This window comes from Thalassospira mesophila (assembly GCF_002115755.1).
In the GTDB taxonomy this organism is placed as follows: domain Bacteria; phylum Pseudomonadota; class Alphaproteobacteria; order Rhodospirillales; family Thalassospiraceae; genus Thalassospira; species Thalassospira mesophila.
Genome location: NZ_JFKA01000014.1, coordinates 95,061 through 110,149 on the forward strand (window position 1 = coordinate 95,061; position 15,089 = coordinate 110,149).

12 protein-coding genes are annotated in these 15,089 nt (G+C 53.8%); 10 read left to right on the top strand and 2 right to left on the bottom strand.

Translation table 11 applies throughout. The annotated features are described in order from the left end of the window. Positions 1–171 precede the first annotated feature (171 nt). The 3 genes from cysD to TMES_RS20065 all read left to right on the top strand — a co-directional run bounded on the left by cysD (position 172) and on the right by TMES_RS20065 (position 3,423). A complete protein-coding gene (gene cysD / locus TMES_RS20055) occupies positions 172–1,065 on the top strand; it encodes a sulfate adenylyltransferase subunit CysD (protein WP_245835525.1) in 894 nt (297 codons plus the stop codon). Further along, positions 1,065–2,984 (top strand): sulfate adenylyltransferase subunit CysN, encoded by a 1,920-nt coding sequence (gene cysN, locus TMES_RS20060; RefSeq protein ID WP_085585901.1) that lies wholly within the window; start codon positions 1,065–1,067, stop codon positions 2,982–2,984. Before cysD ends, cysN begins: the two co-directional genes overlap by 1 nt. A 166-nt stretch (positions 2,985–3,150) precedes the next feature. Next, the gene (locus TMES_RS20065; protein ID WP_085585903.1) at positions 3,151–3,423 is read left to right on the top strand and encodes a ribbon-helix-helix domain-containing protein; all 273 of its coding nucleotides are present in this window, start codon (positions 3,151–3,153) and stop codon (positions 3,421–3,423) included. A 347-nt stretch (positions 3,424–3,770) separates the two neighbouring features. On the opposite strand, the gene TMES_RS20070 is transcribed toward TMES_RS20065, so the two are convergent. After that, positions 3,771–4,682, bottom strand: a complete 912-nt coding sequence (locus tag TMES_RS20070) for a hypothetical protein (RefSeq protein ID WP_085585905.1) — start codon at positions 4,680–4,682, stop codon at positions 3,771–3,773. 521 nt (positions 4,683–5,203) lie between these two features. Between TMES_RS20070 and TMES_RS20075 the strand changes: the two genes are divergently transcribed. After that, the gene (locus TMES_RS20075) at positions 5,204–6,382 is read left to right on the top strand and encodes an acyl-CoA desaturase (RefSeq protein ID WP_085585907.1); all 1,179 of its coding nucleotides are present in this window, start codon (positions 5,204–5,206) and stop codon (positions 6,380–6,382) included. A 110-nt stretch (positions 6,383–6,492) separates the two neighbouring features. Here the strand turns inward: TMES_RS20075 and TMES_RS20080 are convergent, their stop codons facing one another. After that, a complete protein-coding gene (locus TMES_RS20080; protein ID WP_085585938.1) occupies positions 6,493–7,698 on the bottom strand; it encodes a pyridoxal phosphate-dependent aminotransferase in 1,206 nt (401 codons plus the stop codon). A 279-nt stretch (positions 7,699–7,977) separates the two neighbouring features. Here TMES_RS20080 and TMES_RS20090 point away from each other — a divergent pair, with 279 nt between their 5' ends. The 6 genes from TMES_RS20090 to TMES_RS20115 all read left to right on the top strand — a co-directional run bounded on the left by TMES_RS20090 (position 7,978) and on the right by TMES_RS20115 (position 15,066). Beyond that, on the top strand, positions 7,978–9,723 hold the full coding sequence (locus TMES_RS20090; protein WP_085585911.1) for a SulP family inorganic anion transporter: 1,746 nt from the start codon (positions 7,978–7,980) through the stop codon (positions 9,721–9,723). 393 nt (positions 9,724–10,116) lie between these two features. Next, positions 10,117–11,208, top strand: coding sequence for an ABC transporter ATP-binding protein (locus tag TMES_RS20095; RefSeq protein ID WP_085585913.1), 1,092 nt, complete (start codon positions 10,117–10,119; stop codon positions 11,206–11,208). A gap of 3 nt (positions 11,209–11,211) precedes the next feature. Beyond that, positions 11,212–12,102 (top strand): ABC transporter permease, encoded by an 891-nt coding sequence (locus TMES_RS20100; protein ID WP_085585915.1) that lies wholly within the window; start codon positions 11,212–11,214, stop codon positions 12,100–12,102. Then, positions 12,099–12,893: an ABC transporter permease gene (locus TMES_RS20105; RefSeq protein ID WP_085585917.1), complete on the top strand. Its 795-nt coding sequence runs from the start codon at positions 12,099–12,101 to the stop codon at positions 12,891–12,893. Before TMES_RS20100 ends, TMES_RS20105 begins: the two co-directional genes overlap by 4 nt. Before the next feature lie 100 nt (positions 12,894–12,993). Next, positions 12,994–14,040 carry an extracellular solute-binding protein gene (locus tag TMES_RS20110; protein ID WP_085585919.1) on the top strand — a complete coding sequence of 349 codons (1,047 nt, stop codon included), beginning with the start codon at positions 12,994–12,996 and terminating at the stop codon, positions 14,038–14,040. 105 nt (positions 14,041–14,145) lie between these two features. Continuing rightward, entirely contained in the window at positions 14,146–15,066 is a 921-nt protein-coding gene (locus TMES_RS20115) for a nitrilase-related carbon-nitrogen hydrolase (RefSeq protein WP_085585920.1), read from the top strand. Positions 15,067–15,089: the final 23 nt, after the last annotated feature.

Here is a 15,089-nt window from a genome sequence, read left to right on the forward strand (position 1 = left end):
ATTGCACAAATTAAAACTGGAATTCGCCACAGAGACAACAAATTTAGTGTGAATTATCAAATGGCGCTTGCATCGGAACGCAATCCGTATTACCCGGTTTGCAGTGGTGAAATTAATTCAATAACACTTTAAATGTGTTATTTACCGTCAGGAAAGACAATGCAGCCTAATCTGACCCATCTCCGCCAGCTAGAGGCCGAGAGCATTCATATCATTCGCGAAGTGGCGGCGTCGTTCGAGCGCCCGGTGATGCTGTATTCCATCGGCAAGGATTCATCGGTTTTGCTGCATCTGGCGCGCAAGGCGTTTTATCCCGCCCCGCCGCCCTTTCCCTTGATGCATGTCGATACGACGTGGAAATTTCGCGAAATGATCGAATTTCGCGACAAGGTTGCCGCGCAATATGGTTTCGAGCTGATTGTTCACATCAATCAGGACGGTGTGAAGCAGGGCGTTGGCCCGTTCACCCATGGTTCAAGCGTGCATACCGACGTTATGAAAACCCAGTCGCTTAAACAGGCGCTGAACAAATACAAGTTCGATGCGGCCTTTGGTGGCGCCCGCCGCGACGAAGAAAAAGCCCGCGCCAAGGAACGTGTGTTTTCCTTCCGCACCGAAACCCATCGCTGGGATCCGAAAAACCAGCGCCCTGAACTGTGGGATATTTATAATTCCCGTATTAACAAGGGCGAAAGCATCCGTGCCTTTCCGATCTCGAACTGGACCGAGCTTGATATCTGGCAATATATCTATCTCGAACAAATTCCGATTGTGCCGCTGTATTACGCGGCCAAGCGCCCGGTTGTCGAACGCGACGGCACCCTGATCATGGTCGATGACGACCGGATGCCGCTGCGCGATGGTGAAGTGCCGGAAATGAAATCCGTCCGGTTCCGCACCCTTGGTTGCTATCCGTTAACCGGCGCTGTTGAATCCGAGGCGGCAACCCTGCCCGACATCATTCAGGAAATGCTGCTGACCCGCTCAAGCGAACGTCAGGGTCGCATGATTGACCATGATGAAGCCGGGTCGATGGAAAAGAAAAAGCAGGAAGGCTACTTCTGATGGCACACAAATCCGATTTGATCGCGGGTGACATTCTTGGCTATCTTAAAGCTCAGGAAGAAAAAAGCCTGCTGCGTTTCATCACCTGTGGCAGCGTTGATGATGGCAAAAGCACCTTGATTGGCCGCCTGTTGTGGGATTCAAAACTGATTTTTGAAGACCAGTTGGCGGCATTGGAAGTGGATTCGCGCAAGGTTGGCACCCAGAATGGCGAAATTGATTTTGCCTTGCTGCTCGACGGGCTACAGGCCGAACGCGAACAGGGCATCACCATTGATGTTGCCTATCGCTTCTTTTCGACCGACAAACGCAAATTCATTGTCGCCGACACCCCCGGCCACGAACAATATACCCGCAACATGGCCACTGGCGCCTCGACCGCCGATGTCGCCGTGATCCTGATTGATGCGCGCAAAGGCATTTTAACCCAAACCCGCCGCCACAGCTTCATTACCTCGCTTCTGGGTATTCGCAATGTGGTGCTGGCGGTGAATAAAATGGATCTGGTCGACTATGATCAGGCCACCTTTGACCGCATCGTGGGCGAATATCGCGAATTTGCCAAGCAGCTGAATTACAAATCCATCCAGGCCATCCCGATGTCGGCGCTGCGCGGCGATAACATCATCGAGCCCAGCCCCAACACCCCGTGGTATGACGGCCCCAGCCTGTTGGGTCACCTTGAAACGGTTGCCGTTGAACAAGAAGCGATTGAAAAACCGTTCCGCCTGCCGGTTCAGTGGGTGAACCGCCCCAATCTGGATTTTCGGGGCTTTTCGGGCACGGTTTCGTCGGGTGTTGTCAAACCCGGTGATAAAATTGTCGTCTCGTCCTCGGGCCAGACCAGCACGGTCAAGGAAATCGTTACCTTTGATGGCAATCTGAACGAAGCCATTGCCGGACAGGCTGTGACCCTGACACTGGAGGACGAAATTGACATTTCACGCGGTGATGTTTTGGCCTCAAACGAAGCGCGCACCGAATATGCCGACCAGTTCGAAGCCAAAATCATCTGGATGCATGAAGACGAAATGCTGCCGGGCCGCCCCTATCTGATCAAGATGGGCGGGCAGCTTTCGGGCGCGCAAATCAGCACGCTTAAATACAAGGTCAATGTTAATACGCTCGAACATGTGGCTGGTAAAACGCTGGAACTAAACGAAGTTGGCATTGCCAATATCGCCGCAGACCGTGCGCTGGCATTTGACCCCTATGACGATAACCGCCATACCGGGCGCTTCATCATCATCGACCGTTACACCAACGCAACCGTTGGCGCGGGGATGGTGAACCATTCGCTGCGCCGGGCCACCAATATCAAGTGGCAGGAAATGGATGTTAACAAACAGGCGCGCGCCACCCAGAAAGGCCAGAAGTCGGCGGTTCTGTGGTTTACCGGCCTGTCAGGTGCGGGCAAGTCAACCATCGCCAATCTGGTGGAAAAAAAGCTCAATGCCCTTGGCAAACATACTTACAGCCTCGATGGTGACAATGTGCGCCATGGCCTTAACAAGGATCTTGGCTTTACCGATGCTGACCGGGTGGAAAACATCCGCCGTGTCGGTGAAACCGCCAAGCTGTTTGTCGATGCCGGGCTAATCACGCTGGTATCGTTCATTTCCCCGTTCAAAAGCGAACGGCAAATGGCGCGCGGGTTGCTTGACGATGGCGAGTTTATCGAGGTGTTTATCAACACCCCGATCGAAGTTTGCGAACAGCGCGACGTAAAGGGCCTTTATAAAAAAGCCCGCGCTGGCAAAATCGCCAATTTCACCGGCATTGACAGCCCCTATGAAGCCCCGGAAAACCCGGAAATCACGGTAAACACCTCAAGCCAGACTGCCGAAGAAGCCGCCGAAATGGTCGTCAAGCAGCTCGAAGAATTTGGCATCCTGGCCGCGTGGTTCCCTGACATCTAACCTGAAAAACCGGCGACAATATTGCGCTTTTATCAACACCCGGCAGCTTGTTGCCGGGTGTTGTTGTATGGGTAAACCAAGCCCATATTGCGCGCTGAGCGCGCGTTTATTGACGCCTGACGCGCAAATGTGACAGAATGAAAGACAAGTTGAAAGGAATCACGCCATGGCAGACACACGCGAAAAAATGGTCAAACGCTTGAATACAACGCTGCCTGATCCATTAGCACTCTATGTTGGCGAGATGACCGGCAAGGGATCGCTTTACGAAACACCAAGCGAGTTTATTCGCGATCTGGTGCGTCGGCATATGGAGAAAACGCTTGAGCAGGAAAGCAGTGATATCCGCGCACATCTTGTTCAATCTTTGCATGAAAACGATTATTCAGACTGGACCGATAATGACCTCGCCGATGCCCGCAAGGCCGCGGTTAAATAGCGCCCCCTGTCCAGAATTATCCGCAGCGCGGCTTTCAAACGCCAGCTCATTGACATAACCACCGGGTATCGCACATGCGCGGGTTCAGAAATTGCCCTGAAATTCGTTGATCAGGTCGATATCGCCATTCGCTTCATTGCCACAAAGCTCCTAGCCTGCCCTGTTCACACGCGGCTTGAAAACAAAGAATTCCGAAAATGGAACCTCCAGGATTTCCCCACCTCAATCTTCTTCCGACTTGAAAATGATGGAGCCATTTTCCTCGAAGCCCTTTACGCGCAACGGATGAACATCACGGCACGCCTGCCAAAAGCCTGAAATCAAGATGCCCCTATCCATAACCCGGATTATAATGACACCGCTTGCTGTTTTGACCGCTTGCCAATCTCAAGTGCGGTATCAAGCAACGGCTGGCTGAGAGAGACATCAAAACGCAGGTTGCGCGCCCTTGCATTGGCGAAAATTGCCCGCAGGTCGTCATCGGCAACCGGCTCGGCCAACGCACCGAATTCTTTTTGCAAAAAGACCTGATGCTGTTCTGGCAGCGGGATCATGCTGTTTTTACGGTTAAACAGATACATTTCCGACAATTTGAAGTTTTGTTCCATATTGCGATACAGGATGGTCTGGTAATTGGCGTGCATTTCCAGTTCGCCATACCTGTTCACAAACAGGATCGGAAACATCACCGAAAGTTCGGGCAAACATCGATTGGCATAAACCTGCCCGCCCCAATATTTTTCCGCCAATTTGCCATACATATTGTAATCACGGATGGCATAAAAACCGGATTTCACCCACGGCAAAATCTCGATCTGGGGTTTACTGGGGTTCACCGTGTCATTGGCAACATCAACATATAAATTGCCCATCTGAAAGGCATTCTGGAAATAGTTATTGCGTAAATTTCCCCAAACCCGCTTGGCAATGCCGCCATTGGCGCAAAAATCACGCAGGGCTTTCATCGCCGGTGTGGCCGGATTTTGCAGCTGGTTTTGCAGCATATCGCGCACACCCTTGGTAATCTCAAGGCAATATCCCTTGGGATAAGTCCGGCGCGGATTGTTGCGCACTTCAGCTGAGTTTTTATAGCCATTATCAAATGCCGTACGCAATTGCTGAAGTTCGGCTTTTAGCGCGTCCACATGCGGGGCCAGATACATTTTGGAAAGTTTGTTCTGGCGGAAATTAATCTCCACCGGTGCTTCCTCGCCTGCGCGGGTTGCGAGTTGCTCAAGGGTCAGGTCCTGCGCGGCCATCAAGTTTGCCTTTTTTCAAATTTGCGTTTCTGGTGCCACAATACACAGCATCGTGCGGCCGATCATACCCAAAAAACATCCGATGAAGCAGGCTGGTGCTTCTGAACGACCCGGGCAAACAAAACCGGCGGTTTCCCCGGCCCCACATTTTCCGGTGCGGCCCCCGCTATGACCTAAAAAATTCATTTAGGGCAAAACCCGCTAATTTCCGCGTGAAATGGATCATAGGCAGGGTATCAACACGCATCGCGGGGTCCGGTTTCCCATTGCGTCGAACGGTTATAAGCCCCATCTTGTAACCAAGCCTTTTGGACAGGGTCCATAACTGTAAATTGGGGATCGCGAACAGAGTATATATACATCTGGTTGTTTACCTTAAGCGCGCACCTTTGCCGCCCGATCACCCATTCAGCAGTGGTTACACTAGCACGTGATTTCCCCTGCAAAGGCTGCGATCATAACCGGGGTTCCAACACAAAACCCCGTCTGACTTTCCGAACGTTAAAATTGGAACGTAAAATATGCCTGTGACGACCAACGCCCCGGCACCCGAAACACAACAGCATCACGACGATATTATTTATCCGTCCCTGATCCCGTTTTCGCTGGCGCATCTGGCATGTTTTGCCGCCATCTGGACCGGCATCACATGGCAGGCAGCCGTTTTGGGCCTTGTTTTATACGTGGTCCGCATGTTTGGCGTGACGGGTGGTTATCATCGCTATTTTTCCCATCGCGCTTTTGCCACCAGCCGTGTTTTCCAGTTTATCCTGGCATTTCTGGCCCAAAGTACTGCGCAAAAAAGTGTTTTGTGGTGGGCGGCCAAACATCGCCATCACCACAAATATTCCGACACAGTGGATGATGTGCATTCCCCGCGCCATCGTGGCTTTGTCTACAGCCATGTTGGCTGGATTTTCGCCCGCAAGCACGACAAGGCAGACCTTTCGGTTGTTAGCGATCTTACCCGTTACCGCGAATTGATGTGGCTGCATAAATTTGAAACCGCCCCGGCGATCCTTCTGGCGATTGCCTGCTTTTTCATTGCCGGTTGGCCCGGCCTTGTTGTTGGTTTTTTCTGGAGCACTGTGGCCTGCTATCACGGCACTTTCGGGATCAATTCGCTGGCCCATGTCAGCGGCAGCAAACGCTATGTCACCGGGGATGATTCCCGCAATAACTGGATTTTGGCAATTTTCACCCTGGGCGAAGGATGGCACAACAATCACCACGCCTATCAAAGCAGTGCGCGACAGGGCTTTCGCTGGTGGGAATATGACCCGACCTATTATGCCCTGTGCATGCTGTCGTGGGTCGGGCTGGTGCGCGACCTGAAACAGCCGCCCAAACAGGTGTTGCGTAACGAACAACGCCTTGGCACCAAGGTAATTAACCGCGCCGCCGAACAACTGGCTGCCCATTTTGATTCCGACCGTATCGCCAAAGCGATCAGCAATTCTCTGCAAGGGGCGGAACTGCATAATTTGCAGGACGTGCTTACCAGTGCCCGCGATCGCACCAGCGATGCCCTGGCCGGGTTTCATCTGCCGCACCTGCCCAGCCGGGATGAATTTATGGCAACCGCCCGGCAGATGTTTGCCAAGACCAGGTCGCTAGACGACATCATCGACCGTGCTTACGACTATTTTCTGGCATCGGTCGGCAATCGTCTGGCTGTGGCACCTGCTCCGGCCACATAAACCCGCCTTGCACGATGTTGGGCAATGCCCTCACGCAGAATCCCCGGCGCGATACAGTGCCGGGGATTTTTTATGTGCCCACCAATCGGGTAGGCAGCACGCAATATATATCAGTTTCGCGCCAAAAACCGTTCCAGCCCGTCCATCGCCTGATGAATACGTGCCTCCGACACCGCATAACAGGCACGAATATACCCGGCCCCTTCCGGCCCGAATGCCTCGCCCGGTGCCAAACCAATGCCTTCATCCAGCAACAGGTTTTTCGCGAATGAAAGCGTATCAGACACGCCTTCAACCTTGAAAAACGCATAAAAGGCGGCTTCGGCCTCGGGCAGCATTATCCGCGGCATGTTTGACAATCGTTCGACCAGCACCTTGCGCGACCGGGCATAACGGTTGCGCGATGACACGACAAAATCCTCGCCATCGTGCAGCGCAACAATGCCCGCTTGCTGAATAAACCCCGCCGGGCAGGACACGTTAAATTCCATCAGTTTTTCAAGCTCGCCGGTAATGGCGGCGGGGGCGGTGATCCAGCCCAGCCGCCAACCGGTCATCGCCCATGCCTTGGAAAAACTGTTAATCACCATGATGCGGCGGTTTTCGGTCATCAACGGCACAAAAGACGGCGCGCAATCCTGCCCGTTATAAACCAGGCGGGCATAAACCTCATCGGCGATAATCCATATGCCGTGTTTATCGGCAAATTCCACCAGCCGCGCCTGATCATCGGCAGGCATCATCCAGCCGGTCGGGTTATTGGGCGTGTTGAGCAAGATCACCTTGGTGTTTGCGCCACAGGCAGCAAATAACGCGTCCAGGTCAAGCTGCCAGCCCCCCTTTTCGCCATCGGCCCGTAATGGCACCGTGCTGACATCCGCACCCAAAACCCGGGGAATGGCAACAATATTGGGCCAGATCGGTGCCGTGGTGACCAAATGGTCGCCCGCCGCCAAAACCGCCTGCAACGTCACCATAATCGCATTTAGCCCCGATACCGTGACAATCACGTTATCGGGCGTCAGCGCGGTTTGGTACAGGCCGTTCATATAACCCGCCAAGGCTTCACGCAGCGGTGCGATCCCGGCGTTGGGTTGATAAAATGTATCACCTGCCGCCAGCGCATCCATCGCGGCTTTGCGAATAAATTCCGGTGTTGGCTGGTCGGGTTCGCCAAACCACAAGGGCACAACATTTTTCCGCCCCATGCCCAAATGCGCCACTTCGCGAATTTGCGACGGGGTAATATCACGCACCACCTGGCGAATACCTTGATGGACAAAAGGGCTGCGGGTGGCAAAATCGGCGCTGCTCATGCGGGTATATCCATTCATCAAAATAATCTGTTGCACGATTTCAGCGCGAAAAGACACCGCACGTCAACAGCCGTGCCCGTAAAAGCGGTTAAATGTGCAAAATCAGCACCTTTCACCCAAACGAGCCCCCCGAACACAAGGCGTCCTCGCGCATCCATGTCAATTACACATAGGTTGTTTGTTACACGCATGATTGACATTTTAAATGCGGTAGAACGATAATCAACCACACCATTTTTAGTGGACAACACCCACCCCTGCAAGATCGGACCCTTTCCCATGCATCATGCGCCTGCTTCTGCGAAGAAAAACTCGGGCTGGACTTTGTTTTTGCCCAAACTGGTCACGGTTTTTCGCGAAGGCTATGGTCTGGCGGATTTACGTCAGGATGCAATTTCGGGCCTGACTGTCGCGGTGGTTGCCCTGCCCTTGTCGATGGCGCTGGCCATTGCCAGCGGGGCCAGCCCGGACAAGGGTTTGATTACCGCAATTATCGCCGGATTTTTCATTTCGGCCTTTGGCGGCAGCCGCTTTCAAATTGGCGGACCAACCGGCGCATTTGTGGTGGTGGTGTTTAATGTCATTGCCCAATACGGTTATGACGGGTTGATTATCGCCACCCTGATGGCGGGTGTCATGCTGATCATTGCCGGGCTGGCACGGTTTGGCACCTGGATCAAATATATCCCCGAACCGGTGGTAACAGGGTTTACATCGGGCATCGCCGTTATCATTTTCACCAGCCAGATCAAGGATCTGTTCGGGTTGCAAATGGCCGAAATGCCCGCCGAATTTATCGCCAAGATCGAGGCACTGTGGCAGGCGCGCGCGACCCTGGACCCGGTTAATCTGGCCATTGCGCTCGGCGCACTTGCCATAATCATCCTTGCCCGGCGCACAGCCCCAAAACTGCCCAGCTTCCTCATCGCCGTTACCATTGCTTCCATCATCGTGGCGGCGGGCAACCTGCCGATTGATACCATCGGTTCGCGTTTTGGCGGCATTTCGGCCAATATCGGCCTGCCGCACCTGCCCACCTTCACCACAGCCCGCATCATGGAACTGATGCCCAGCGCCTTTACCATCGCCTTTTTGGCCGGGATCGAAAGCCTGCTTTCCGCTATGGTCGCCGATGGCATGACCGGGCGGCGTCACCGCTCGAACTGCGAACTGGTGGCACAGGGGCTGGCAAATCTGGCATCGGGTGTATTTGGCGGTTTGCCGGCCACGGGGGCCATTGCACGCACGGCAACCAATATTCGCTCCGGGGCAAAATCGCCCATTTCCGGCATATTGCATGCGGTGTTTTTGCTGATCTTCATGCTGGTTTTGGCCCCGCTGGCCGATTACATCCCGCTGGCTGCCCTCGCCGCCGTCTTGATGGTTGTCGCCTGGAATATGAGCGAGATTGACCGTTTCGCCCGTCTGCTGCACGGACCAATCGGCGACCGGCTGGTGTTGATCGTTACCTTTGGCCTGACCGTGATGGTCGATTTAACCGTAGCCATTCAGGCCGGGGTGGTGCTGGCCGCCATCCTGTTCATGCACCGCATGTCCGAAAGCGTTATCATTTCACAAACCACGGCCAACGATGCCATCGACGATGACGGTGCCCGTTCCCCATCTGCAGGCGTATTAATCCGCCAGGATCAGCCCGATGCGTCGTCTGACCAGCCAATTGCGCGTGATGGCATTCCCGATAATCTGGAAATTTACCGCCTGTCCGGCCCACTGTTTTTTGGCGTTGCCAACCGCTTAACCGACGTGATCGACAGTGTGGCAGGTTACCCGCGTGATTTTATTTTATGCATGGATGATGTGCCCATGATCGATGCCAGCGGCGCATCGCGGATCGAACATTTCATTTCCACCTGCAACCGCCACGGCACAAGGTTATTTCTGGTTGGCCTGCGCCCGCAACCCCAAAAGGTGCTGGCAGGCATGGGCATACTCGATCGGTCCGGCTTGTATGTTGAAATCGACATTGCTGCGGCCTTGCAAAAAGTAACCCCGTCTGCCGCCTAGGCTGCGGGTAAAACCACCAAAAAAATATCTCCAGCCCTTAAGCCCCGGACATGAAAACATGTTCCGGGGCATTTGCCATTTGCGACACCGGCAAATCGTGCGCAATCCCACCTGTGCAAAACGCCCGACCTCGTAGCACTTTCTCCACCGACCGCCCTCACCCGATGCTTCCACATCGCGAGAACGGATTTCATAGGCAGGAGTAAAACTTTGCTATAGCCTCTATTTTTTGGAAACCAATTCCAATTTACGGCGTTTCTATTAACGTATCACTATGCCCAGCCGAGGTCGCAAGAACCCTGCATCCATTCCTGACTGACCAGACAGACAAGAATGGTTGCAAGATGGCGGGAACTTTATACACTCAAGAATTGACAAATCAGGGAAATCTTTATGTCAGAAGTGGTGATTTCGGCCCGCTCGGTCAGCAAGCGATTTGGGAGCGGCACGCACGCCGTCCACGCACTTGACGATGTTTCAGTTGATATCTTTCAAAACGAATTTTTTACGATGCTCGGCCCGTCGGGCTGCGGCAAAACCACCTTGTTGCGCCTGATTGGCGGGTTTGAACAAACAACAGCCGGTGAGATTGCCCTGGAAGGCCGGGTTTTAAACGACCTGCCGCCCTTCAAACGCCCAATTAACACCGTTTTTCAATCCTATGCCCTGTTTCCGCATTTAACCGTGCGCCAAAACATTACCTTTGGCCTGGAAATGCAAAATATCTCGCGCCACGATGCCTCCAAACGGGCCGACGAAATGCTGGAACTGGTGCGCCTGTCGCAATTTGGCGACCGCCAGCCCAGCCAGCTTTCCGGCGGGCAACAACAGCGCATCGCCCTGGCCCGCGCCCTTGCCCCGGCCCCCAAGGTTTTGCTGCTCGACGAACCTTTATCCGCCCTTGATTTGAAATTGCGCAAGGAAATGCAGATCGAGCTGAAACGTCTGCAAACCGAAACCGGCATTACCTTTGTTTTTGTCACCCATGACCAGGAAGAAGCCCTGGCGATGTCGGACCGCATTGCGGTGATGAAGTCGGGTAAAATTTTGCAAATCGGCACGCCGCGCGACATTTACGAAACCCCGACCCACCGCTTTGTTGCTGACTTCATTGGCGACAGCAACTTTTTGCAAGGCGACATCAAACAAAACGGAGCGCACGCGGTGCTGGCCCTGCCGGGCGGGCAAAATGTCAGCCTGGCCAATGTCGAAACCGGCATTCACCTGTCGCAAAGTGCCACCATCGGCATCCGGCCTGAACGCCTGATCCTGCATCCCGCCGGAACCCATAATACCGCCTTGCGCGGCAAAATTGCCGATGTGGTCTATTTTGGCACCGACACCACCTATCACATCACCATCGACGACCAGACGGCCTTGCTCGCCCGGGTGCAAAACCGCGACGGCAGCACAATGGCCTTTGCCAAAGGCAATAATGTCGACATTACCCTGCCCGCAGGGGCCATTCGTGTGCTGGTGGATTAAACAATGGAAATATTCACACGTCACAAACGCTTCTGGCTGATCGCCCCTGCCGTTATTTATATCGGCTTTTTCATGGGCCTGCCGCTGGTGCAAATGGCCTATGTCTCGATCCTCGAACGCGGGGTTAATGGCGGGGTCGAATGGGGGAATTTTTCGTTTGATTCTTATGTCTCGTTCATTTTTGAACGCGATTTAATGGACAATTTGATGGTCAATACCGACTATCTGCAAATTTTCCTCCGCTCGTTTGGTCTTTCGGCCCTTACCACCGTTCTCGCCCTGATTTTGGGGTTTCCCACCGCCTTTTACATTGCCATGCAGCCGCAAAAACGGCGCAACATGTTTATCTTTCTGGTTACCATCCCGTTCTGGACCAACATTCTGGTTCGCAATTACGCCTGGATGTTATTGTTGCGCAATGGCGGGCTGATTGATCATTTGCTGGCATCTGTTGGCATTCAAACCGGCGGGCTCGATATTCTTTATACGCCCTATGCCGTGTCTATCGGGCTGACCTACACCTATTTGCCGTTCATGGTGCTGCCAATTTACGCCAGCCTTGAAAAACTCGACCACCGCCTGATCGAGGCTGCCTTTGATCTGGGCGCGAACAAGCGCAAGGCCATGACGCGCATCATTTTGCCACTTGCCGCCCCTGGCATTGTCGCCGGGGCCATCCTTGTTTTCATTCCCTGCCTTGGGGCCTATGTCACGCCCGAATTATTAGGCGGCGGTAAATTCATGATGATTTCCAATCTGATCGGCAGCCAGTTTGGGGCGGCGCGTAACTGGCCCTTTGGCTCGGCGCTTAGCTTTGTTCTCCTTGCCATGGTGTTGCTGGCCATGCTGGTTTATTCGCTGAAATTTAAAAAAATGGCGGAGGACGCATCATGAAGGTCGATCGCGCCAATCCGCTGTGGCGGTTTCACGGCATTACACCGATGGCGATTGTTTTTTTCGCCTATCTGTATTTGCCGATCATTGTGTTGCTGGTGTTATCGTTTAACGAAAACCGGCTGGCCACCATCTGGACCGGTTTTTCCACCAAATGGTACAGCGTCGTTCTGGGCAATGACGATATGCTACGCGCGGCGAAAAATTCGCTGATCATTGCATTATCCGCCACCGTTATTGCCACCTTTGCCGCCACCCTTGCCGCGATGGGCATGGCACGCGGGCGGTTTCGCGGTGAAGGCGGGGTTGCCGCCATGTTAACCCTGCCGCTTTTGGTGCCCGAAATTGTCACGGCCATTGCGACCTTGCTGTTTTTCATCGTCATTGGTGTCAAACTGGGGCTGATCAGCATTATCATCGCCCACACGGTTTTTTGCATCCCGTTTGCCTATCTGCCCATTCGCGCCCGGCTTGACGGCATGGACCCGGCATTGATCGAAGCCGCAAACGACCTTTATGCCAACGAATGGCAAGCCTTCAAACGCATCACATTTCCGCTGCTATGGCCGGGAATTTTGTCTGGTGCGATGTTGTCTTTCATCATCTCGCTCGACGATTTTGTGATTTCGTATTTTGTCGGCGGGGCTGGTTCCACCACCTTGCCGATTTACATTTTCGGCATGATCCGCATTGGCATTACACCCGAGGTCAACGCCATTTCAGCACTGATGCTGATCATATCCATCGTCTTTGTCAGCATATCGTTTTTGATCGACCGGGTGCGCTACTAGCGATCTGCCCCGGCAAATTACCCGAATTAAAACGCGTGCGGTTGGGGGACGGGCCGCATGCCAGAACATAAATCATACCGTCCGATCAGGGAGTTTTAAGATGAAACTACGTTCTATCCTTTTGGGCGCATCGGCCTTTGCGATGCTTAGCCTTGGTGCAGGTGCCGCCAAAGCCGACGGCGAGCTGTTTTTCTATAACTGGTCAAACTATTTCCCGCCCGAACTGTTTGAAAAGTTCGAAAAGGAAACCGGCATCAAAGTCACGCTGGATGTTTATGATTCCAACGAAACCATGCTGGCGAAATTGCAAGCCGGTGCGTCGGGTTACGACATTGTTGTGGCGTCCGACTATATGGTCGATGTCATGATCAAGGAAAAACTGGCCACCGAGTTTGATGCCAAAAGCCTTGAAAACTTCAAGAATGTCGCCAAACCGCACGACACCATGAAATACGACCCGGAACGCAAATATTCTGTTACCTATTTGTGGGGCACAACCGGTTTCACCTATGATTCAGATGTTGCCAGCGAAAAGCTGGATGATAGCTGGAAAGAATTTTTCGAGCCGCGCAAGGAATTCCAGGGCAAAATCGGCGCGCTGAATGATGAAGTCGAAATGTATGCCGCCGCTGCCTATTATGCCGGGGTCGACAAATGCACCGAAGACCCGGCCGAAGCGCAGCAAATCCTCGATATTTTGCAAAAGCAGAAACCCTATATTGCGGTTTACAGCTCGGAAGGCACAATTGACCGCATGGCCGCCAAGGAAGTTTCAATGCATATGCAATGGAACGGCGCATCACACCGCACCAAGGAAAGCCTGCCCAGTGCGGTTTTTGTTTATCCCAAAGAAGGGCTTAGCTTCTGGTCGGATCACTTCATCATCCCAACCGGCGCCCCAGACCTTGAGAATGCCAAAACATTCATTAACTGGATGATGCAGCCCGAAAACGCTGCTGCCGCCTCGAACTATGCTGGCTATATGAACGGCGTTAAGGGGTCGGATGCCTTTCTTGATGATGCGCTCAAAGCCGACCCGGCGGTGAACATGCCCGAAGAATATGCAGACCGGCTGGTGCCGGGCAAAAACTGCTCGCCCAAGGCACGTGATTTGCGCAACCGCGTCTGGACCAAGCTGAAAACCTGATCCACGGCCCATTGCCGCCACCTTGCGGCACCAGATCCAAACCGGCAGCCGGGCACATGTATTTCGGCTGCCATTCCTGCCCCGCCTCCAAATAGCGGACGTCCCATGCCCCATGACCTGAGCAACACCGTAAATATCGCCCTGTGGGCCACCAATCTGGGTGTGTCGCTAACCGGGATTGACGACTGGATTAGCCATATTGACCGCAAAATGAAACAGGCCCGTGCCGACGGTGCCGACATTTTTGTGATGCCGGAATATGCCAGCGAACAATGGCTGGCCTTTAAACCCCACGGCCTGCGCCCCGAAGACGAAATTGCCTGGATGGCCGACCTGGCCCCCGCCGCACTGGATGGTGCCACCAACCTGGCCACCCGCCACGACATGATGCTGGTGGCCGGTAGCATGCCCTGGAACATTGGCGATGACCCGCGGCGCGGGCAAACCAACCGCGCGCTGGCCTTTTTGCCCGATGGCAAAATTATCGCGCAGGATAAACTCAGCCTGACACCGGGCGAACAGGAACCCGATAACTGGAACCTGACACCGGGCAAAAAACTGTCGATCCTTGAATGGCGCGGTTTGCGCATTGCCATTCTGATTTGCCTGGACATCGAAATGCCCGCACTTTCCTGCCTGCTGGCCAAACAAAATATCGACCTTGTTCTGGTCCCCTCCATGACCGGCAAGGCATCGGGGTATCATAGGGTGTTTAGCTGTGCCAAGGCGCGCGCGGTGGAACTGATGTGTGTTGTGGCGGCGTGCGGCACCACTGGCACGGCGATCCACACCACGCAAAACCCCACCAATTACAGCGGCTGTGCTGTTTACATCCCATGCGAGCCCGATTTGGGCCATACCGGCATTTTCGCCACAACCACACCGGATGGCGGCGACGGTGCCGATGGCCCGGTTTTGCTGGCCCATGATGTGCCGGTTGGCAAAATTCGCCAGTTGCGCGCCGGGGATGCCGAAGTATGGCCCGGCAACTGGTCGGCCAAACAGGTGGAAATAACCGAGGCGTAATACATAGCATAATTTCGGTGGTC